The 16,162-nt window shown below is 47.3% G+C and carries 16 protein-coding genes; 4 read left to right on the top strand and 12 right to left on the bottom strand.

Annotated features, from left to right (window positions below):
* Window positions 1-28: 28 nt before the first annotated feature.
* Window positions 29-1,336 (top strand): two-component system sensor histidine kinase EnvZ, encoded by a 1,308-nt coding sequence (gene envZ / locus ELS82_RS03020; RefSeq protein WP_134834179.1) that lies wholly within the window; start codon window positions 29-31, stop codon window positions 1,334-1,336.
* A gap of 61 nt (window positions 1,337-1,397) precedes the next feature.
* Here envZ and ELS82_RS03015 read toward each other — a convergent pair whose 3' ends face one another.
* The 12 genes from ELS82_RS03015 to gspC are packed head-to-tail and all read right to left on the bottom strand — an operon-like array spanning window position 1,398 to window position 12,600.
* Window positions 1,398-2,162 (bottom strand): type II secretion system protein N, encoded by a 765-nt coding sequence (locus ELS82_RS03015; protein ID WP_134834178.1) that lies wholly within the window; start codon window positions 2,160-2,162, stop codon window positions 1,398-1,400.
* Between the two features lie 4 nt (window positions 2,163-2,166).
* Entirely contained in the window at window positions 2,167-2,658 is a 492-nt protein-coding gene (locus ELS82_RS03010; RefSeq protein ID WP_134834177.1) for a type II secretion system protein M, read from the bottom strand.
* 9 nt (window positions 2,659-2,667) lie between these two features.
* Window positions 2,668-3,879 carry a type II secretion system protein GspL gene (gene gspL, locus ELS82_RS03005; RefSeq protein ID WP_134834176.1) on the bottom strand — a complete coding sequence of 404 codons (1,212 nt, stop codon included), beginning with the start codon at window positions 3,877-3,879 and terminating at the stop codon, window positions 2,668-2,670.
* The gene (gspK, locus tag ELS82_RS03000) at window positions 3,845-4,858 is read right to left on the bottom strand and encodes a type II secretion system minor pseudopilin GspK (RefSeq protein ID WP_134834307.1); all 1,014 of its coding nucleotides are present in this window, start codon (window positions 4,856-4,858) and stop codon (window positions 3,845-3,847) included. The genes gspL and gspK overlap by 35 nt, the downstream gene beginning before the upstream one ends.
* Complete coding sequence (gspJ, locus tag ELS82_RS02995) at window positions 4,851-5,501, bottom strand: type II secretion system minor pseudopilin GspJ (protein ID WP_134834175.1); 651 nt, start codon at window positions 5,499-5,501, stop codon at window positions 4,851-4,853. The genes gspK and gspJ overlap by 8 nt, the downstream gene beginning before the upstream one ends.
* Window positions 5,488-5,844, bottom strand: coding sequence for a type II secretion system minor pseudopilin GspI (gene gspI / locus ELS82_RS02990; RefSeq protein WP_053438700.1), 357 nt, complete (start codon window positions 5,842-5,844; stop codon window positions 5,488-5,490). Before gspI ends, gspJ begins: the two co-directional genes overlap by 14 nt.
* The gene (gspH, locus tag ELS82_RS02985) at window positions 5,831-6,415 is read right to left on the bottom strand and encodes a type II secretion system minor pseudopilin GspH (protein ID WP_167489208.1); all 585 of its coding nucleotides are present in this window, start codon (window positions 6,413-6,415) and stop codon (window positions 5,831-5,833) included. The genes gspI and gspH overlap by 14 nt, the downstream gene beginning before the upstream one ends.
* Window positions 6,416-6,439: 24 nt before the next feature.
* The gene (gene gspG, locus ELS82_RS02980) at window positions 6,440-6,883 is read right to left on the bottom strand and encodes a type II secretion system major pseudopilin GspG (RefSeq protein WP_134834173.1); all 444 of its coding nucleotides are present in this window, start codon (window positions 6,881-6,883) and stop codon (window positions 6,440-6,442) included.
* A 37-nt stretch (window positions 6,884-6,920) separates the two neighbouring features.
* Window positions 6,921-8,147 (bottom strand): type II secretion system inner membrane protein GspF, encoded by a 1,227-nt coding sequence (gspF, locus tag ELS82_RS02975; protein WP_134834172.1) that lies wholly within the window; start codon window positions 8,145-8,147, stop codon window positions 6,921-6,923.
* Window positions 8,147-9,637, bottom strand: a complete 1,491-nt coding sequence (gene gspE, locus ELS82_RS02970; RefSeq protein ID WP_134834171.1) for a type II secretion system ATPase GspE — start codon at window positions 9,635-9,637, stop codon at window positions 8,147-8,149. The genes gspF and gspE overlap by 1 nt, the downstream gene beginning before the upstream one ends.
* Window positions 9,637-11,664, bottom strand: coding sequence for a type II secretion system secretin GspD (gene gspD, locus ELS82_RS02965; RefSeq protein ID WP_134834170.1), 2,028 nt, complete (start codon window positions 11,662-11,664; stop codon window positions 9,637-9,639). The genes gspE and gspD overlap by 1 nt, the downstream gene beginning before the upstream one ends.
* Before the next feature lie 39 nt (window positions 11,665-11,703).
* Window positions 11,704-12,600: a type II secretion system protein GspC gene (gene gspC, locus ELS82_RS02960; RefSeq protein WP_134834169.1), complete on the bottom strand. Its 897-nt coding sequence runs from the start codon at window positions 12,598-12,600 to the stop codon at window positions 11,704-11,706.
* A 270-nt stretch (window positions 12,601-12,870) separates the two neighbouring features.
* Here gspC and hslR point away from each other — a divergent pair, with 270 nt between their 5' ends.
* From hslR to pckA, 3 genes are all read left to right on the top strand, one after another.
* Entirely contained in the window at window positions 12,871-13,257 is a 387-nt protein-coding gene (gene hslR, locus ELS82_RS02955; RefSeq protein WP_134834168.1) for a ribosome-associated heat shock protein Hsp15, read from the top strand.
* A 29-nt stretch (window positions 13,258-13,286) separates the two neighbouring features.
* Window positions 13,287-14,162, top strand: a complete 876-nt coding sequence (hslO, locus tag ELS82_RS02950) for an Hsp33 family molecular chaperone HslO (protein WP_134834167.1) — start codon at window positions 13,287-13,289, stop codon at window positions 14,160-14,162.
* A gap of 337 nt (window positions 14,163-14,499) precedes the next feature.
* On the top strand, window positions 14,500-16,131 hold the full coding sequence (gene pckA, locus ELS82_RS02940; protein ID WP_134834166.1) for a phosphoenolpyruvate carboxykinase (ATP): 1,632 nt from the start codon (window positions 14,500-14,502) through the stop codon (window positions 16,129-16,131).
* Window positions 16,132-16,162: the final 31 nt, after the last annotated feature.

The following is a 16,162-nucleotide window of genomic DNA, read 5'->3' as shown; positions in this document are numbered from 1 at the left end:
CCACCGTAACTCGCTCAAGGTTGGTGTTATGCGCATCCGCAGCTCATTTACTCAATCCATACTTATCTTCCTGACCCTACTGATTGCCAGTCAGGTTTACTCTTATTACGCCGTGTTCAACTACGCTCTAATGCCTAGCTTGCAGCAGTTCAATAAGATCCTTGGCCACGAAATCAACTTGATGCTGGATGATTCAGAGATCATGGCAGATGAGCTAGAAATGGATGCGCCACTGCGCCGCCGTGTTCTAGAGCAGCTTGGGGTGACAATTCACGCTAAAGACAGCCCAATGGCAGATGAGTACTACCATGCGGTGACTATCGACCTGATGAGTGAAGAGATGACCCATGAGCTCGGTTCCCCAACTGATGTGCGTATGATGCTGGGCAGTGACAGTTATGTACTGTGGATGCAGATTGAGTCGCTACCCGACTCGTTGCTACGTATCCCGCTTTCTGAGCTGCAAGAAGAGGACTTCACTCCGCTATTTCGCAATAGCTTAATCATGGCACTATTAATTGTTGCCGGTGGTTGGCTGTTTATCCGCTTACAAAACCGCCCACTGATCGCGCTAGAAAAGGCAGCAAAAGGCGTAGGCCGCGGCGAGATTCCTCCACCACTGCCAGAAAAAGGGCCTTCTGAGATACGCTCAGTGACTCGCGCGTTTAATCAGATGTCGAAAGGCATTCAAGCGCTTGAAGAAGACCGCGCTTTATTGATGGCGGGGATCAGCCACGACTTGCGCACTCCGTTAACGCGTATTCGCTTAGCGACAGAGATGATGTCGCCAGAAGACAGTTATCTTGCCGAGGGCATCATCAGTGATACCGAAGAGTGTAATGAAATCATCAGTCAATTTATGGACTACCTAAAGCCAGTTAACAAAGACTCTTTCATTCCCGTCGATCTGAATGATATTGCCAATGATGTAGCATCGTCTGAGGGCGGCTATGAGGTTCAGATTGAAACCGAGCTCCACCAGCCGCTCAAAGAGACAATTGGTAGCCCAATTGCGATTAAACGCGCTGTCAGCAACCTAGTCACCAATGCGATTCGCTATGGTAATGACTGGATTAAAGTCAGCACTGGCATCACCGCTGACAATAAACTGGTGTGGGTCTGCATCGAAGATAACGGCCCAGGTATTGAGCAGAGCCAGATTGGCAAACTGTTTGAACCCTTTACTCGCGGCGATACTGCTCGAGGCAGTGAAGGGACTGGATTAGGTCTGGCTATCGTTAAGCGTATCGTCAGCCAGCATAATGGCTCAGTGATCGTCAATAACCGCAGTGGCGGCGGATTAAAAGTCCAAATCAGCTTCCCAGCCAGTAAATAATAAAAGGGCAGCTATTCGTAGCTGCCCTTTTCTCTATCTTACAATGCCTAACAGCCGCGATTTATAAACGACCGCGGTAAGTAAATGGGAACTTACCTTGCGAGTCAGCTTGATTCGGCAACCACTTCAATTGCTGCGTTAACTCACTAGGAAAATCACTTTGTGGCTTAAACCACGCCGTCGCGACATAGCTTCGGTTTGGCTCTAACGTCACATTCGCGCTACTCACAACCTGATCACTACTCTGCTCGGCAGACACCTCAACCTTGCTGTCTTGGCAATTGAACTGGGCAACGATCGGCCCTGTCGCTAACTCGGCGAGTGGCGAACCAATCACATCGGTATTCCAAACCAGACTGCCTTCCGCGGCCTGACAGAACGGCGCAGCATAGGCGTAAGAGCGCAAACTCAGCTCAACTTGACCATTAAGATCTAGCGGTACGGGTAAACTAGGCGCCACTTCGAGCAATGAAGTCACTGGCATTGATGCAATGACGTTCTCGGCATAAGGGCCGCTTGACGCATAGCCGACCACTCCGCGCCCTTGAAGTTGAATATCACTACCACGACCAAAACGAACTTTGGCTTCAAGCTTAGCCGCCAATAACTGGCTTGGGCTCAATTGCCAGTTCAATTGACCGTAGTTTTGGCCATTCCATGTCACTTGGTGAGCTGAGCCTTGCCATACCGTCCCTTCTACGCCGACTAAACTAAGTTGGTTCGGTAACGGAACGTATTGCACCACAAATTGAGCTGGCAGATGAACCAAGGCACTGGTCGACAACACGCCACCAAGAAACAGGCCCGATAGAATGATTTTTTTCACGCTTCTACCCTCGGCCAAATTGCAGTCGATTGATTTCTACCATGCCTTCTTGAGCGCCTTTATCAAGGTCAAGGAAGACAACGCCGATACCGTAGTTTTCCTGTAAAAAGGCCACCCAATTCATAAACTGATTAAATGGCATAGGTGCAACCCAAACTTGAAATTCATCACCACGTGGCTGGACGCGAATCAATTCAACCTTAAAACGTTGCACACTTGATGACACCGCTTGGTTGATAGGCAAACCAGAAACACTCTTACCGCCTTGCCCTTTAAGCACAGCAATCTCATCGGCTTTATCTTTTACCCAAGCCAGCAACTGCTTTTCACTTTGAATGCGCATCTGAGCGTTATCCGCTCGGGTTACAACTGGCTGAACAACGCCCCAATACAGGCCACCGATTAAAACTAATAACGTGCAGGCAATCACAAGTCGCTGCTCGCGTTGCGAAATACTCTGCCACCATGTTTGGAGGGAGGCTAATAGATTTTTCATACTCACTCCTTACAGTGGTTTTAAAACAAACGAGCCATTGACGTTACCGCCAGAACGATTGAGCTGCCCTTGCTCAACAGCAAAACGACCACCGAGTAACTCGGCCGCTTTCTCAAAAGTCTGGAAGTCTTTACTTTGCGCTTGCAAACGCACTTCATTACGACCTTCATCATACTTAAAGCTGGTCAAAGTTAGCCCAGGGACCTGTTTCAGTAGTGGTGGCAGCTTAACCATTAAACTCAGCAGTGCACTGCTATCTGCCCCGCCAGATAAACGCTCCGCTTCTCGGTTCATCTCTCGTTTGAGATAACTCACCGTAGGGATTTTAGTTTTACCCGGTAAAGATTGACGGAAGATGCGTTCACTTTCAGCTCGATAAGCGGAAGCCTGCGCCTCAAAGCGCTGAACTTTAAGCACGTTATCGACCACCACAACCGCGAGCAGAAATACCGCTGCACTTGCCACTTTTTGCCATGTCTTCCAGTGACGACTAAAAGAAGACTTCGGCTTAAATACACCGGTCAAAAGGTTGAGTTTGCTAGTCAGCGCCTGCTCTGCGAGTAATTGCATCACCAGTTTAGGCTCGCCATTTTGCCACTGCTGATCTTCAGCCAATTCAAGATTGGGCAACGCCGAATAGGCGGTAAGCGGTAAAAAGTCCTCGTCGCTTTTAACCCACTCCGACTGAGCGATCAGCGTTAACCAATCACTTTCAATCGCCATACCTGAATAAGGTGACTTTTTAAGTAGCCATTGACCGCCAAGTTCTACCGCTGAAATACCTTCAACATCTGGCAGAGCCAACACATCAGGCATCACCTGATGGATCTGACAGCCTTGCTCGCGTAAGTCACTCAGCAATTGCTCAAGGAAAACCCTGTCAATCGCACACACTTGCGCTCGCCCTTGGCCTTTGTTTAACACTGAGAAGTGCAACTGATCGACATCTTGGGCTAAATCATCTTCCAATACATACGGCAACATAGATTCGAACTGACGACTCGCACCGGCAGGAATCTCGACATCCGTCAGCACTAAGCTTTGCGCCGAGATTAAAACCAGAGTGCGACGACCTTGGGCATAGTTAGCCAATTCAGGCAATGCTGAACGGTCTGATAACTCACCGCTGGCAATCACCTCTTGTTGCGATTGTGACCAAACTATCCATTGAATAGCTTGCGCCGTATTATTGCTCAGTCGAACGATCAGAAACTCGTTCACCGATACCTCCGAAGCGACGGCGTATCACCGTCGCAGTTTCCTTATTCTCGCTAAATAGCAAGCTACGCACTCTCATTCGAGAGTCGCCGACTAGCAATTCAGCATCCAATTCAAAATAAACACTCGTTACCGCAAGGTAACCTTTGGCTTCTTTCTTTTGCTCTTTATTGACTGAAGAGAGCTCTTTTTCACTTAAAAAATCATCAATACTGCCCCAACCATCAAAGGGGCGGTTCTTTAACACTTGTTTGGCCTGATCTAAGCCAAGAGCGGGGTGAAACAGAGCCACCAACAGCGCCGCTTGCTCTGGCTTTAAGGTGTTCACATTAAGACGAAAATCAGACGTTGGCAGCGCACATATATACGGGCGCACTTTTTCCATTACCTCGCCAGAGACTTGATTGATCGCTCTCAGCTCCGAACCATCTGCCAGTAGGCTATTTGCCGTCATATACGCTGGTGACATCGATTCGTAAAAACTGTCTTCGACACCACTGGTCGAGTTAACGGCGTTGTCACTATCAACATACTCCCACAATGACTGGGCAATGGTTTCTGCTTGGTAGTTTTCAACTTCCAGCTCTTCGAGTAAATGTTGAAAAGCCTCTACCAAGTATGGAGCCTTATCTGAACCAGCGGTCACTTCAACATCCGCCAACGCATTGATGTTAAAGCACGCTTGTTTATCAACTAAACGACCCGACAAGGTACCAAAGTCGAGTGGATAGGTTTGCTCTTCGAGTGCCCATGGCTGAGACAAGTTAATCGTGTCTGAATCTTTATAGCTTTGCTCAATACCCGCTTTGGCCAACGCTTCTGCACCCAAGCTATACCAGTATGCTTGCTGATAATTAATCTGGTTGGTTGCGCGCTTAAATTGGCCAAATAGGCGATCTGCCATAGTGGCGGTAATCGTGACCATCACCGCTAGCAGCAACAAAATGATGATAAGCGCAACGCCGCGCTGCTTTTTAACCATCATTATCCGACTCCTCGCCACCTTCAAGCGTGCCACCTGTAGTTAGATAAATACGTTCGATTTTACCGTAATCTTGCAGCTCTAGAGTCACCGTCACTGCTTGTGGCAGGCGATAACTCTTCTGCCAGCTATCACTCCACTGACTGCCATCGTAGAAACGCACCTCAAACGACTCGACACCATCCAGTAGTGGCATTACCACTCCTTCTTGCCCAGCCGGAGTATCGACATAGCGCCACCAAACTCGCTCAAGTTGCTCGTCTTTGATTCGGTAGCCGACCTTACTTACCTCACCACGAGGAAACTGCTGCTGCGGGTTATGCCAGCCCAAACGAGCGAACATCACGCCTTTAGCATCCGAGTCGAGTAAGTAATCTTGCCATTGGATAAGTTGCCCAGACGCCTCTTCACCATTGGTGCGTGATTGGCGCAGAGCCATTTGACGAAAGTCGTTATCCATAAATACCAGTGCACGCTGCAGTGATTTCAAGCGTTCACTGCGCTCTAGAGACAACTCATTACTGCGCTGGATTTGATTTAGCACCTGATAAGCACCGACACTTAAGCTGGCAAAAATAGCTATCGCCACCAGCACTTCAATCAAAGTAAAGCCTTGTTGGCCTGAGCGCTTATTTCGGTACATAACTTCTTACCGTCACTATCGGTGACGCTTTGGCACTGGTCGCGACCTTAACATCAAACGCTTGCAGCATATCGCCACTGGTCGACACTGGCTCGACGCTCCAAAACCACTCCCTCTCCGCTAAAGTTTCTTTGCCTTTTTCCTTACGCAGCTTGCCATTAGATAGCATCACCTTGGCCATTTGATTATCGGCCACCATAGCGGCGAAGGTCTTCTCTTCAAGGAAGTTAAGGGTATTAATATGTTGGCTGACCGAACGAATCGTCGCAATCGCCGCCGTAGCGAAAATGGCTAGTGCGACTAAGACTTCCAGCAAAGTAAAACCACGTTTATTGCTGTTCATCTGACTCTCCCGGTGCCAGCAATAAAATCTGGCCATTTTCTTTTGCCACTATTCGCCACGCATCTTTCTCTGCATCCAAATTTTGTGGGTAAATAGCAATAGAAAATGGCGTCACTTCGCCACTGGACATAATAAATACTTGTGGCGGAGGAAGACGCTTTTCTTGCTCATATTCAGCAAACATCTCTTCATCAAAAAGGCTACCAGGCTCAAATAGACGATCTTTATTAGCCCAAACATTACCGCCCAACACTAAGCTCAAGGCTAAGTTATCTTCTAACTCTGTTCGACTGGTAATATTGGCATTATCCAAGCGCTGCCAACCTTCTGATGTAAGATGAAAAAACTCATACACGGACTTTTTATCATCAACATGCAGGCCATAATCACGACCACTGAGCATAGCCTCTTCATTGAGAAGCTGAACCCGATGATAGAGTGATTGAGCCTGCTGTTTGGCGCCATCTTCTGCACTAACAGGGAGTGTCGAGATAACCGCTACTGATGCTACCGATACCAGTACTAATACCAGTAAAATCTCAAGCAACGTAAAACCAGAGTGATGGCGCATTTTCAATCGAGAAAGCCCTATTGCTTACTGAAAATCTTGAATGTTCCAGTTACCAATATCGGCATTGGCACCTTCACCACCTTCTTGGCCATCAGCACCTAAAGTGAAAATGTCCACGCTGCCGTTATCACCAGGGCTTAGGTATTGGTAGTCATTGCCCCACGGGTCATTAGGCAGACGTTTGATATAACCGCCGTCACGGTAGTTACGCGGCTCTGGGCTTGAAGGCTTATTCACTAGCGCATCTAGGCCCTGATCTGTTGATGGGTAAACACTGTTGTCTAGCTTGTACATATCAAGCGCATTTTCTAACGCAACAATATCGGTAATCGCTTTTTGTTGGTCAGCTTTCTCTTTGTTACCCAGTAAGTTAGGCACAACAAAACTTGCCAAAATACCCAAGATAACCACTACGACCATGACTTCTAATAGGGTAAAGCCTGACTGTTTTTTCATTTTTTTGTTCATTTCTCTCTCCACTAAATCTCTAGCTAGGCTAAAACGGTTATGAACTCATTAAGTTATTCATTTCTAAAATTGGCATCAGTGTCGCCATGACAATAAACAGCACCAAACCGGCCATAAGCGCAATCAATGCGGGAGTAAATATCCCCAAGGCAATATTGACGGTTGATTCAAAGTTCGCATCTTGGTTATCTGCTGCGCGCGTCAACATTCCCTCTAGTTCACCACTCTGCTCACCACTGGCGATCATATGCAGCATCATAGGAGGAAATAGCTTGGTTTGTTCAAGTGCGCGACGCAAGCTTGCCCCTTCACGAACATTGTCAGTCGCCACTAAGACCTGCTGTTTGACGTAATGGTTCGACATAACATCGACAGCAACGCGCATTCCTTCCAAAATTGGAATCGCGCTCGACGTACAGATAGACAAAGTACGAGCAAATCGCGAGGTATTTAGGCCACGGGCTATCTTGCCAATCAGAGGCAATGAGATAACTTTACGATCCCAACTCAGCCGGATATTTGGTTTACTGAGGGCAAATTTGACCAAGTAAATCAGGACAAAGATGGCGATTAACAGCTGTATACCCCAGTTTTGAATAAACTCGCTCGACGCTAATAGGAACTGAGTCGATTGCGGCAGTTCTTGGCCCATTTGGACAAACTGACCAACGATTTTGGGTACCACCGCCGCCAATAAGAAGGCAACAATACACACCGCAAACACAACCAACACAACTGGATAGATCATCGCTTGCTGTAATTTAGAACGCAGCTTCTGACGATTCTCAGCGTAATCGGCCAAACGCTCTAACACTGAATCAAGGTGACCAGACTTTTCCCCCGCCGAAACCATTGAGCGGAATAGCTCGTCGAAGATATGAGGAAAGTCCGCCAAGCTGTCAGCTAAGGTGTAGCCTTCTGTGACTTTAGAGCGCACTGCTAACAGCATGGTACGAATACGCGGCTTTTCCGATTGCTCTGAGACCGCTTTTAAACACTCTTCCAGCGGCATACCCGATTGAACTAACGTTGATAGCTGTCGGGTAATTAGCGCTAAATCAGGGGTGCTTAAACCACGTTTAAACTGAAACGTCGCCGGGCTACTGCTTTGCTTTTTCGCTTTCTGGCGAGTTTCGGTCACTTCAACAGGAATCAGTCCCTGTTCTTTAAGTCTGGCGCGAACCTGACGAGCATTATCGCCCTCAATCACGCCTTTCTTATTTTTGCCTTGTGCATCGAGTGCTTTGTATTCAAATGCTGCCATTAGCCTTCCTTGGTCACTCGCATCACTTCTTCAAGTGAAGTCACACCTTGGCGCACTTTATCTAAGCCATCTTGACGGATGCTTGGCGTACGCTCGCGAATGCTTTTCTCGACCGCCTGCTCTCCCGCCTCACTATGAATCAGCTCTTGCACTTCTTCATCGACCACCAGTAATTCATGAATGCCAGTACGACCGCGGTAACCTTTAAAGTTACACGCTTCACAGCCACAAGCACGATACAAAGTCAGCTCATCTTTCTTCTTCAGACCAAACAACTTCTTGGTCTCTTTGTCCGCTTCATGCGGCTCTTTACAGTCTGGACATAGAGTACGAACCAGTCGCTGCGCCAACACACCTAGCAGAGAAGAGGAAATTAGAAATGGCTCAATACCCATATCGCGCAGACGAGTAATCGCACCGACCGCAGTATTGGTATGCAGAGTCGACATCACTAAGTGGCCAGTCAAAGAGGCTTGAACACCGATTTGCGCTGTTTCTAAGTCACGAATCTCACCGACCATTACCACATCAGGATCTTGACGCAGTATCGCGCGCAGGCCACGGGCAAAGGTCATATCTACCTTAGGGTTAACCTGAGTTTGGCCGATACCATCAATATCGAATTCAATCGGATCTTCAACCGTGAGGATATTGCGCTCGTTACTGTTAATTTCAGTTAGGCCAGCATATAAGGTGGTCGATTTACCTGAACCGGTTGGACCGGTCACTAAGATAATGCCGTGAGGGCGCTGAATCATCTGACGGAAAGCGTTATGGTTAACTTCCGTCATCCCCAAACTGTGCAGATCGAGGCGAGTCGCATTCTTATCCAGCAGACGCATTACCACGCGCTCGCCATGGGAAGAAGGCATAGTCGAAACACGCACATCTACCGCTCGGCCACCAATACGTAATGAGATACGTCCATCCTGTGGCACGCGCTTTTCTGCAATATCCATCTTAGCCATGACTTTGACGCGCGAGACCAGTAGCGGCGCCAGCTTACGACTTGGCGACAATACATCACGCAGCACGCCATCAACGCGGAAGCGAATCGCAAGGCTCTTCTCAAAGGTTTCGATATGGATATCTGACGCACCTTCTTTGATTGCCTCACCAAGCATGGCGTTAATCAATTTGATGATCGGCGCATCATCTTCCGACTCAAGCAGATCTTCATCTTGCGGTAAGTCTTCTGCCAAAGAGAAGAAGTCATCACTATCCGCGCCAATGTCTTCCATCAGTTGACGAGCCTCTGAAGAGTCGCGCTGATACGCTTCGGTCAGTTTGCTATCAAATGCCTCTTTAGTGATTTCTTGCAGCGTAAACGGCTGAGCGCAAACTCGGCTCACTTCACGTAAGGCATCGACACAAATAGGCGCAACATAGAACAACACTAAGCCTTGCTCGCCTTGTTCAAGAACCAGCTTGAAGCGATTGGCAAAGCTAAACGGTAAACGCTTAAAATCCGGCGTAACTGCTACATCCATTACTGGCTATCCATCTGGTCAAGGAAAGCTTGAATCTCTACCGGGTGACGAATTTCCTCACCAAATTTTGGTAGCACCGGAATATGTGCATCATCCATCAACTTAAGACCTTGATCTGCCTTGTAGAGTTGCTCAGCACGAATAAAGTTGTATTTACGCTGGGTGATACCATCCGCCGTCATACCATCACGAATAATGGTTGGCTTGATAAATACCATCAGGTTCTTTTTCTCTACTTGGGTACTGGTCGACTTAAATAGATGACCTAAATATGGGATGTCACCCAAAATTGGCACTTTCGACTCACTCTCTAGCGCGCGTTCATCAATCAAACCACCCAAGACAATCATCTGACCATCTTCAACCATCACAGAGGTATTAAGTTGGCGCTTAGCAAAACGGACATCGACGGCACCATTGGCGCCCAGTACGTTAGATACTTCCTGCTCAATATTCAGCTGAACTGAGTTACCTTCGTTGATTTGCGGTACCACTTTCAGCTTGATACCGACCTCTTTACGATCGACAGTCTGGAATGGATTTTCGTTGTTAGAGCCCGAGGTTGAACCCGTTAACACCGGCACTTCTTCACCAACAATGAACGAGGCTTCGCCATTGTCCATGACGGTAATACTTGGTGAAGATAGAATGTTGGAGTTTGAATCAGTCGATACCGCGCTGATCAGTGCTGTCCAGTCGCCCATCGCAATGCTCAGCGCGGCGCCGTTCACACTACCCAATGCTGACGCGAGCGTCGAGTAATCGCCTTTTTCAGTAGTGTCCTCATTACGCAAGAAATTACCATCAGAATCATACACAGCTTTAGTAGTGGTAGTATCTTTGGCCTCTTCTAAACCTACCATGACCTGACCAATCGACGCTCCGGTATTGCTGTACTGAATCATCGCACCAGTTTCTAGGTTGCCCCACTGAACGCCAAGGTTAACGCCATCGCCTTCTGCCATTTCAACAATCAAGGCTTCAATCAACACTTGCGCGCGGCGAATATCTAGCTGAGCAATCACATCTTGCAGCGCATTCATAATATCTGGCGGCGCTGTTAGAACGAGTGCATTGGTACCCGGGTGAGCGGCAATCACAACATCGCCACGTTGAGCCGAGTTAGAGTTTTTGCCACCGGCTGATTTCTCAGCTTGCAGGTTATCCGAAACCCCTTTTAAAACTTCGACCAGCTCTTCTGCTTTGGCATATTTAAGGTAAACCACGCGGTTGTTACCTTTTGAAGCCATCTCAACATCTAGCTGCTGGATCAAGCGGCGCAGACGCTGACGAACTTGAGGGTCGCCCGAGATCAAGATCGAGTTAGTGCGATCATCAGCAACCAGTTTAGGCTGGAGAAAGGCCGGGGTATTTTTGGTATCAGTGGTTTTATTCAACGCTTCAACGATACGTACCATTTCAGCCGCTGAGGCATTATCAAGCTCAACCACTTCAATCTCTTTATCACCCGCTTGGTCAACACGTTTAATAATGTCAGCAAGACGGTTGACCACCGCAGCACGACCAGTAATCAAGATAATGTTAGCTGGGTCGTAGTGCACCACGTTACCCGCGCCGGCATTGTCGTTTAGCTGTCGTAGTAGCGGCGAAAGCTCACGCACCGAAACATTACGTACGGCAACAACGCGCGTGACAACTTCATCACCACTTATGGAGCCATCACCCACTACAGGTACCGCTGAAGTTTTAGCGTCTTTCGACTTAATAACTTTGAGAATGCCGTTGTCCATTTCAACCACAGCAAAACCATACACTTCTAATACATTAAGGAAGAAGCTGTAGTACTGCTCTTCCGTCAGCATATCGTAGCTACGTACGTCGACTTTACCACGCACCGATGGGTCAACAATGATGGTCTTTTCTAGGTTACGACCAACGATATTAATGAACTCTTGAATGTCTGTGCCTTTAAAGCTGGCACTAAAGTCATTAGCCGCCACCATAGTCGGGGACGTCAATAAGCTTCCTGCTAAAAGCCATACGCTCTTTTTAAGCCAATGGTTCACACTTTACTCCTCGAACGACTGCCACTGTGTGCGACACTCTTATAATTCAATGTATATCTCATGCGGCTGACCATTACGTTCTACTGTCAGCGTTAATTCAGTTAGTTGAGACAAATTCTTAAAGATTTCACTCATTACCGAGGGATCTTTTAAATCTAAGCCGTTAATTGACACGGCAATATCACCTTGCTGCAAACCAACTGACTCGAACAGCGCTTTATCTTTGCCTGGTGACAAGCGATATCCCACTACGTCGCCATCTTTCTTTATTTGCGACATACGCACGTACTGGAAAATCTTTGAACTGTCTTGACGAATCTCTTGGCGAATCTTCTCTAAAGCTTCTGCCGGCACTTGGCTGCGAGTCGAGCTTGTTTCTGCTTTACTCTTAGGTGCAGCTTCAGGTTTGCTGTACTTCAAGCCTTCCAGCATCACTGTTTCATTGCGTCCAGAGTTATCAATGATCACGCGATCAGACTGAACTTGAACTAGTTTCGCCCGAGTACCTTCGATCGCCTCATTAATGCCATAAGTCGCCTGACGACCACGATTGGCGATCACCGCTAGGCTTTTTTCTGGAGCAGAACTGGTCACAGTACCAACCAAGACTACATTGAGAAGGCTCTTAGGCGCATCTTGCAGCTTAGGTTGCTCCACAACAGGCGCGGTCTGATTTAGCTCACCAAACAAATGACTATTCTGCAGTTCTGAGATATCGATACCTGCGGCGGACTCACTGCTACCTTGGGTCACGTTGACCGGGCGCCATTGAGATACCGACGGAGAGCTCCATGGTTGCCAAATCATTTGACCAATAATCCACGCGCTGATCGCCAGTAATGCAATCATAATGGTATAGCTAGCGCGCTGCTGAACGTGCGGTTCCTTTAACGATTCGCTGAGCTTATATAGTGCTTGGGCACTGTTTTGCTTCACTCACTATCCTTACTGTTAGTCTGATCCATTCGTTACATCATTAAGCTGGCCGATGGCCACTCCAACACACTGGTCGGTATTGGTTACCTATTAATTAACTTAGCTGATCATTGTATCAGACTATGAAACAAGCTAAACGTCAAACACCACTTACTCAATTTCACTATGCCCTTTTTTTTTGATCTCGCTTGAAAAATGCTACATCCATCACCATTGTTACAGCATCTATTTGGAATCAAAGATTCATTACCTTAGAGGGTACAAGGCACAATGGGTTCCCAAACCGAAGCAGTAAGACTCGATAAGTGGCTATGGGCAGCGCGTTTTTACAAGACTCGTTCCATCGCTCGAAACATGGTCGATGGTGGTAAAGTCCATTATAATGGCCAGCGCAGTAAACCTAGCAAAGCGGTCGAACTTGGTGCAGTGATCACTCTAAGACAAGGCCACGAAGAAAAAATCGTGGTGATTGAAACAATCTCTGACCAGCGACGCGGGGCTCCGGAAGCGCAACTGCTCTACTCAGAAACCGCTGAGAGTGTAAGCAAACGCGAAGAAAACGCAGCGCAGCGTAAACTTCATGCACATAACCCGAGCCCAGATCGCCGCCCTGACAAGAAGCAGCGCCGCGACATCATTAAATTTAAACACCAATAAGCTCTACCAGATTTACGAGGAATCGCCACATGGCAAGCAATGTTTTGAATCGCTACTTATTTGAAGACCTTTCAGTACGTGGTGAGTTGGTACAGTTGGATGAAGCTTACCAGCAAATTATTTCAAGCAAGGAATACCCTGCAGCACTACAGAAGCTGCTAGGTGAGCTATTGGTATCAACAACTCTACTAACCGCGACATTAAAGTTCGAAGGTTCGATCACTATGCAGCTGCAAGGTGATGGCCCGGTATCTCTCGCGGTAATTAATGGCGATCACGACCAGAAGATCCGTGGTGTTGCTCGTTTTGAGGGTGACATCGCCGATGACGCGACAATCCACGACATGATGGGTAAAGGCTACTTAGTGATCACTATCGATCCTAAGAAAGGCGAACGTTACCAAGGTATCGTTGCACTGGAAGGCGATAACTTAGCTGAGGTTCTAGAGGGCTACTTCGCTAACTCTGAACAGCTTAAAACTCGCCTATGGCTACGTACTGGTGAGCACGAAGGCAAAGTTCACGCTGCTGGTATGCTGATTCAAGTGGTTCCTGATGGCACTGGTTCACCAGATGATTTTGAGCACCTAGAACAGCTGACCAATACGGTTAAAAATGAAGAGCTGTTTAGCTTAGAAGCAAGCAAACTACTTTACCGTCTCTACAACCAAGAAAAAGTACGCCTGTTTGATCCTCAACCTGTTGAGTTCTTCTGTGGCTGTTCTCGTGAGCGTAGTGGCGCAGCAATCGTGACTATCGATCGCGCGGAAGTAAATGACATTTTGGCAGAGATTGGTTCAATTTCTTTACATTGTGATTACTGCGGCACGAACTATTCGTTCAACTCGGCGGACGTAGAAGAGCTGTTTTCACACGCAACTTCAGGCGAAAATAAGCTGCATTAATTTTTATGGCATAGCAAGCCTGTAATTTACCTTTCAAAAGGCCAGCACACGCTGGCCTTTTTGTGATCAAAGCCCCGTATTACCTAGCCTCCCCCGTAATAAAACAACCTGTTAATTTTAGACAAATAATAATACTTTTGCCCTAGCGCAAAGCTTTGCGCACACGATAAACTAACCGTACCAATATGTGATGAGTCGCTTAAAACCCCAAGAAAATTACGGATAATTTTTGAGCTATATCCCTGTTTTCTAAGAGGCCCATTGCTAGCATGGTGAGCAGATAAAAATTAAAAAATTATTACAAAATCCCTACAAAATATTCCGATAAGGAGCACCTATGACCGTTATGGAACATACTAAGGCTGCAACAATTGATCTTACCAAACACGGGCTTCATAACGTAAAAGAGGTTATTCGTAACCCTAGCTACGAAATGTTGTTCGAAGAAGAGACTCGCGCTGATCTGGAAGGCTACGAAAAAGGCGTCGTAACTGAGCTAGGTGCTGTCGCAGTTGATACCGGTATTTTTACTGGTCGCTCACCAAAAGATAAATACATCGTTAAAGACGCAACCACTGAAGAACATATGTGGTGGACGTCGGATACAGTGAAAAACGATAACAAACCTATCGACCAAGCTGTATGGAATGATCTGAAGGCGCAAGTAACAGAGCAACTTTCAGCTAAACGTGTATTTGTTATCGACGGTTACTGTGGGGCAAACCCTGATACTCGTCTTAGCATTCGTGTGATCACTGAAGTGGCGTGGCAAGCGCACTTTGTGAAAAACATGTTCATTCGCCCAAGCGAAGAAGAGCTAACGACTTTCGAACCTGACTTCGTGGTAATGAACGGTGCTAAGTGTACTAACCAGAAATGGGAAGAGCACGACCTAAACTCGGAAAACTTCACTGTATTTAACCTTACTGAACGCATGCAATTGATTGGCGGCACTTGGTACGGCGGTGAGATGAAGAAAGGCATGTTCGCAATGATGAACTACTTCCTTCCTCTGAAAGACATTGCTTCTATGCACTGTAGTGCCAACAAGTGTAAAGAAAACGGTGATGTGGCAATCTTCTTTGGCCTTTCTGGCACAGGTAAGACTACGCTATCGACCGATCCTAAACGCGAGCTTATCGGCGATGATGAGCACGGCTGGGATGACGACGGCGTGTTCAACTTTGAAGGCGGTTGTTACGCGAAAACCATCAAGCTGTCAAAAGAAGCTGAGCCAGACATCTACAACGCAATTCGTCGTGATGCACTACTAGAGAACGTAACGGTTCGCCCTGACGGTTCAATCGACTTCGATGACGGTTCAAAAACTGAAAACACCCGTGTTTCTTACCCAATCGAGCATATTGAAAACATCGTTAAGCCAGTATCAAAGGCTGGTCATGCCAACAAGGTGATCTTCCTTTCTGCTGATGCATTTGGCGTTCTACCACCGGTATCTAAGCTAACGCCTGAGCAAACTAAGTACCACTTCCTATCTGGCTTTACCGCTAAACTAGCAGGTACTGAGCGTGGTATTACAGAGCCAACGCCAACCTTCTCTGCTTGTTTTGGCGCAGCGTTCTTAACGCTACACCCAACGAAGTACGCAGAAGTACTGGTGAAACGTATGGAAGCCGCTGGTGCAGAAGCTTACCTAGTAAACACTGGCTGGAATGGCAGCGGTAAACGTATTTCAATCCAAGATACGCGCGGCATCATCGATGCGATCCTAGATGGTTCAATCGAGCAAGCTGAAACCAAACACATTCCTATCTTCAATCTTGAAGTACCAACGGCGCTGCATGATGTTGACTCTAGCATCTTAGATCCACGTGATACCTACACTGACCCGCTACAGTGGGAAAGCAAGGCGAAAGATCTCGCAAGCCGCTTTATCAACAACTTTGATAAGTACACTGACAATGACGAAGGTAAATCACTGGTTGCAGCAGGTCCTCAGCTAGATTAGTGATATCGACGGTAAATGTTTAGCTAAGCCC

Source organism: Vibrio ouci, from assembly GCF_004551525.1.
GTDB lineage: Bacteria > Pseudomonadota > Gammaproteobacteria > Enterobacterales > Vibrionaceae > Vibrio > Vibrio ouci.
Note: the sequence above shows the minus strand (reverse complement) of the source record. Positions and strands in the feature narration are given on the sequence as shown.